We start from the raw sequence: 1,906 nt of genomic DNA on the forward strand, positions 1-1,906 counted from the left end.
GACCCAAACAGTCTTTGCTCGTTCGATCAGGTAATTCATTGTGGACACTTGCCGAGTGTCGATGATTCGTCGTTTAAGGAGGTGATCCAGCCGCAGGTTCCCCTACGGCTACCTTGTTACGACTTCACCCCAGTCATGAACCACACCGTGGTGATCGCCCTCCGAAGTTAGGCTAACCACTTCTGGTGCAGTCCACTCCCATGGTGTGACGGGCGGTGTGTACAAGGCCCGGGAACGTATTCACCGTGACATTCTGATTCACGATTACTAGCGATTCCGACTTCACGGAGTCGAGTTGCAGACTCCGATCCGGACTGAGACCGGCTTTATGGGATTAGCTTCACCTCGCGGCTTCGCAACCCATTGTACCGGCCATTGTAGCACGTGTGTAGCCCTACCCGTAAGGGCCATGATGACTTGACGTCGTCCCCACCTTCCTCCGGTTTGTCACCGGCAGTCTCCTTAGAGTTCCCACCATTACGTGCTGGCAAATAAGGACAAGGGTTGCGCTCGTTACGGGACTTAACCCAACATTTCACAACACGAGCTGACGACAGCCATGCAGCACCTGTCTGTGCGTTCCCGAAGGCACCAATCCATCTCTGGAAAGTTCGCACGATGTCAAGGGTAGGTAAGGTTCTTCGCGTTGCATCGAATTAAACCACATGCTCCACCGCTTGTGCGGGCCCCCGTCAATTCATTTGAGTTTTAACCTTGCGGCCGTACTCCCCAGGCGGTCGACTTATCGCGTTAACTGCGCCACAAAGGTCTCTAGGACCCCAACGGCTAGTCGACATCGTTTACGGCGTGGACTACCAGGGTATCTAATCCTGTTTGCTACCCACGCTTTCGCACCTCAGCGTCAGTGTCAGTCCAGAAGGCCGCCTTCGCCACTGGTATTCCTCCCGATCTCTACGCATTTCACCGCTACACCGGGAATTCTACCTTCCTCTCCTGCACTCTAGCCTGACAGTTCCGGATGCCGTTCCCAGGTTGAGCCCGGGGCTTTCACAACCGGCTTATCAAGCCGCCTACGCGCGCTTTACGCCCAGTAATTCCGATTAACGCTTGCACCCTCCGTATTACCGCGGCTGCTGGCACGGAGTTAGCCGGTGCTTCTTCTGTGGGTGATGTCCTTCCTCGGGGGTATTGATCCCGAGGCTTTCTTCCCCACTGAAAGTGCTTTACAACCCGAAAGCCTTCTTCACACACGCGGCATGGCTGGATCAGGCTTGCGCCCATTGTCCAATATTCCCCACTGCTGCCTCCCGTAGGAGTTCGGGCCGTGTCTCAGTCCCGATGTGGCTGATCATCCTCTCAGACCAGCTACGGATCGTCGCCTTGGTGAGCCATTACCTCACCAACTAGCTAATCCGACATAGGCTCATCCGATAGCGCAAGGTCCGAAGATCCCCTGCTTTCTCCCGTAGGACGTATGCGGTATTAGCCTGAGTTTCCCCAGGTTATCCCCCACTACCGGGCAGATTCCTATGCATTACTCACCCGTCCGCCGCTCGACGCCTCCTAGCAAGCTAGGTTCGTTTCCGCTCGACTTGCATGTGTTAGGCCTGCCGCCAGCGTTCAATCTGAGCCATGATCAAACTCTTCAGTTTAAAGTCTGATAGTTCCTAAGGTGGAACCAAACCTGGCTCAAGGTTCAAACGTCTCATTTGACGAGTCGCTTGCCTTGAATGTTGCAGTGACTGGTCACCAACATCCCGACAAGCGCCCACATGAATTACCTGATCGATTGTTAAAGAGCGGCTCCTGACTCTGAAAAAAAGAGCGGAGCGTCTCGCTGTGCCGTCGTGCCCGGCTCACTTCAGTGAAGTGGCGGTCTCGCCGGCGCCCTGCGAGGAAGGCGTATTCTACGTGATCGGCGTGTCGTGTCAACCCTGCGATGCGC

1 rRNA gene is annotated in these 1,906 nt (G+C 55.3%); it reads right to left on the bottom strand.

Going from position 1 to position 1,906, the window contains the following annotated elements:
• Positions 1-74 precede the first annotated feature (74 nt).
• Positions 75-1,613 (bottom strand): 16S ribosomal RNA (locus tag ABE960_RS14820).
• Between the last annotated feature and the right edge of the window lie 293 nt (positions 1,614-1,906).

The sequence above is a fragment of the Halomonas aquatica genome (genome assembly GCF_040196335.1).
Classification (GTDB): domain Bacteria; phylum Pseudomonadota; class Gammaproteobacteria; order Pseudomonadales; family Halomonadaceae; genus Halomonas; species Halomonas aquatica.